This window comes from Kamptonema animale CS-326 (assembly GCF_028330895.1).
GTDB lineage: Bacteria > Cyanobacteriota > Cyanobacteriia > Cyanobacteriales > Microcoleaceae > Kamptonema > Kamptonema formosum.
The window spans coordinates 1-3,036 of the sequence record NZ_JAQMUA010000415.1 but is presented as its reverse complement, the minus strand read 5'-3'; the positions used below and the strand labels follow the sequence as shown (position 1 = coordinate 3,036).

General features: G+C 44.9%; 5 protein-coding genes. 3 read left to right on the top strand and 2 right to left on the bottom strand.

Features of this window, described 5'->3' with window-relative positions:
* Nucleotides 1–129 precede the first annotated feature (129 nt).
* Nucleotides 130–1,293, bottom strand: a complete 1,164-nt coding sequence (gene hemH / locus PN499_RS24520; protein ID WP_272035465.1) for a ferrochelatase — start codon at nt 1,291–1,293, stop codon at nt 130–132.
* Between the two features lie 101 nt (nt 1,294–1,394).
* Here hemH and PN499_RS24515 point away from each other — a divergent pair, with 101 nt between their 5' ends.
* From PN499_RS24515 to PN499_RS24505, 3 genes are read left to right on the top strand one after another with little or no spacing between them, the layout of a single operon-like run.
* Complete coding sequence (locus PN499_RS24515; RefSeq protein WP_272035463.1) at nt 1,395–2,108, top strand: class I SAM-dependent methyltransferase; 714 nt, start codon at nt 1,395–1,397, stop codon at nt 2,106–2,108.
* Between the two features lie 54 nt (nt 2,109–2,162).
* Nucleotides 2,163–2,417: a type II toxin-antitoxin system ParD family antitoxin gene (locus PN499_RS24510; RefSeq protein ID WP_272035461.1), complete on the top strand. Its 255-nt coding sequence runs from the start codon at nt 2,163–2,165 to the stop codon at nt 2,415–2,417.
* Nucleotides 2,407–2,784 (top strand): type II toxin-antitoxin system VapC family toxin, encoded by a 378-nt coding sequence (locus PN499_RS24505; protein ID WP_272035459.1) that lies wholly within the window; start codon nt 2,407–2,409, stop codon nt 2,782–2,784. Before PN499_RS24510 ends, PN499_RS24505 begins: the two co-directional genes overlap by 11 nt.
* On the opposite strand, the gene PN499_RS24500 is transcribed toward PN499_RS24505, so the two are convergent.
* Entirely contained in the window at nt 2,764–2,898 is a 135-nt protein-coding gene (locus PN499_RS24500) for a hypothetical protein (protein WP_272035457.1), read from the bottom strand. The genes PN499_RS24505 and PN499_RS24500 overlap by 21 nt on opposite strands.
* Between the last annotated feature and the right edge of the window lie 138 nt (nt 2,899–3,036).

Sequence of the window (3,036 nt, the reverse complement as noted above, 5' to 3'; positions counted from 1 at the left end):
CCTCAACCATCTTCTGCTATGACTTATAGCCTTTTTGAGGCGAGCGCCCACCCTACGTTTAATTGTGTCTATCAACTAATAACTAACAACTATCAACTATCAACTATCAACTAACAACTAACAAATACCCTAAAGCAACCCAATAAGATGCAGCGGGCCATGACCTGTGATTAACTCCACCAAAAGTCCGATAAACCCAATCATTGCCAGACGACCATTCCAAACTTCCGCCGCCGTAGTCAAACCCCATTCCCAACGTTCTTGCGGATACATCTTTGCCTTCTTCGGAGGATGTATCACTTCAGAAAACTTGATATGGGGTGCATCCAAAGCCTCAATAACTGAATCAGCTAAATCCTCAATAAATACAGGATGAGTATTAAGAGCCGGCACGCGGTGGAAGTTGTGAATCCCCGAATGTTCTGCCAATTCGCGATACTCCATATCAATTTCTTGTAAAGTTTCGATATGCTCAGAAACAAAGCTGATCGGAACTACAAGCAACTCATCAACTCCTTTAGCAGCCAATTCTGGAATCGCATCTTCCGTATATGGTTTAAGCCATTCCACCGGGCCAACCCGACTTTGGTAAGCAAGGGTATGGTCATTTGGTCGGTTGAGAGTCTGCATAATCCTGCTAGTACAGTCCTCAATCTCTCGCTGGTAAGGATCTCCTGCTTCTTCCACATAGCTAACGGGGACACCGTGAGCGCTGAAGAATATATGAACTCCATCGGGATCGGGGCGACGATCGAGTTCTTGGGCGATTAATTGAGCCATTGCCCGCAGGTAGCCCGATCGCTGATACCAAGAAGGAATAAGCGTATACTCAAGCTGTTGGAGAGTGGGATCGTCTTGCCAGATCCTTTCTAAGAGTCGGAAACTGGAACCACTCGTACTGATAGAGAATTGGGGATAGAGTGGTAAGATTACTAACTGTTCAATGCGATCGCGCTTGATTTTGGCGATCGCCTCCTCAGTAAAAGGATGCCAATAACGCATCCCCACATAAACTTTAGCTTCCTGTCCCTTTTCCTGTAACTTTGCTTCCAGTGCTACGGCTTGCTCTTCTGTAATTCGTCGCAAAGGAGAGCCGCCGCCGATGTGCTTGTAGTTTTCCTGGGATTTCTCGGCCCGCAGCGTAGAAATCAACCAGGCGAGGGGTTTCTGCATCCAAGGAAAGGGTATGCGAATAATCTCTGGGTCAGAAAACAGATTGAAAAGAAAGTGGCGGACATCTTCGATTTGATCCGGCCCACCCAAATTTAGTAGTAAAACTCCTATACGACCCATAGCGCTTGCATTTCCCCTCTTGTCTCAGCTTTGTTACCAATTTTAATAATATAACTTCTTAATAAGCCTTAGTCGATAGCCAAACATACACAATTTTAACTATGGCAACAATTCTTAGAGATTTAAGTTATCGTTACCAGTGGCTCTATGACGCGATATCCCGCATCGCTGCTCTAAGTGTAGGCGGGGAAGCGCGTTTTCGCCAGCTAGCCTTGCAAGGTTTGACCATCGGATCGGACACTAAAATCTTAGACCTCTGCTGTGGTAGCGGTCAAACTACTCAATTTCTAATCCAATACTCTCAGGATGTCACCGGGCTCGACGCTTCACCCTTATCGCTGAAACGGGCAAAAAAGAATGTCCCCTCAGTTCAGTATATAGAAGCTTTTGCCGAGGAAATGCCATTTCCTGACAATTATTTTGATTTGGTGCATACCAGTGTGGCGATGCACGAAATGCAGCCTATGCAGTTGCAGCAAATATTGCAAGAAGTTTACCGCGTGCTCAAGCCGGAGGGTATCTTCACTTTGGTAGATTTTCACCGACCGACTAATCCGATATTTTGGCCAGGGGTGGCAGTTTTTTTCTGGTTGTTTGAAACGGAGACTGCTTGGCAGTTAATTGAAACGGATCTCACTAATCTGTTATCGGAGGTGGGGTTTGATGTGGGCCTGAGTCGGTCAAATTCTAGTGCCAGTGTACCGCAGCAACCCGCACTTTATGCAGGTGGTAGTCTCCAGGTAATTCAAGCTAAGAAATTAGGCAGCGATCGCGCCATCTTCTCATCGCCAAAGATGTTGAATAACAAAAATTGATAGTTTTTGTTATTATGGGAGATAGTAGTTTGCTTAAATAGATGACTCAACATTATGAATATATCCTTAACTCCTGAACTAGATCAGTTTATTCAGTCAACCGTTAAAAACGGTAGGTACTCATCGGCTTCTGAAGTGATACTAGCTGCGTTACGATTGCTAAAAGAACGGGAAAATTTAGTGGTTTTGAATCCGATTTCATCAGATGAAAAGCAGAAACCCAGCTATGATTTCTCTGCTTTGGTGGGGCGATTAACTTGGCAGGGAGATGCAGTAAGAATGCAGAGGAATCTACGCGATGAGTGGTAATCGCTATGTGTTGGATACGAATGCTATAGTGGCTCTGCTTCAAGGAAATCTTCAACTCATTGAATTACTTAAAGATGCTGAGTGGCTCGGAGTTTCAGTCATTAGCCAAATTGAGTTTCTGGTATTTCCTGGGCTGACTCAAGGCGATCGTCAGATTTTTGAGCAATTTCTTCAACGAGTGGAGGTTCTTGGTTTAGTGGCGATGGATACTGTTTTGATTGAGAAAATCATTGAAATTCGCCAGCAATATCGCTTGAAATTACCGGATGCGGTGATTGCAGCAATGGCAATCCAAAATTCAGCAAGTTTGGTGACGGCAGATCGAGAGTTCGCAAAGGTAACGATTTTAACGGTAATTAATTGGTAGCGATCGCCCTTGTCTGAGGAAAGAGGCGATCGCCATCTCTATTCCCAAGAGCGATCGCTTTTCTCCATCCCCAAAAAGAGCGATCGCGTGGAGTGAGAAACCGGATTTTTGCACTCATATATCGGTGTATAGGCAAAGGTGATCTGAAAAACCCGGTTTCTTTTGTTTGTTAGACAAGCTGGGGGGGTGACAAAGAGGTTTAGGAGATAGACATCGGAATTATAAAGTAGTGCGAGCCGGAGAGCTCTCCGG

Coding starts and splice junctions, on each gene's coding strand:
- PN499_RS24505 (WP_272035459.1), top strand. CDS start 2,407: ATGAGTGGTAATCGCTATGTGTTGGATACGAATGCTATAGTGGCTCTG.
- PN499_RS24510 (WP_272035461.1), top strand. CDS start 2,163: ATGAATATATCCTTAACTCCTGAACTAGATCAGTTTATTCAGTCAACC.
- hemH (WP_272035465.1), bottom strand. CDS start 1,293: ATGGGTCGTATAGGAGTTTTACTACTAAATTTGGGTGGGCCGGATCAA.
- PN499_RS24515 (WP_272035463.1), top strand. CDS start 1,395: ATGGCAACAATTCTTAGAGATTTAAGTTATCGTTACCAGTGGCTCTAT.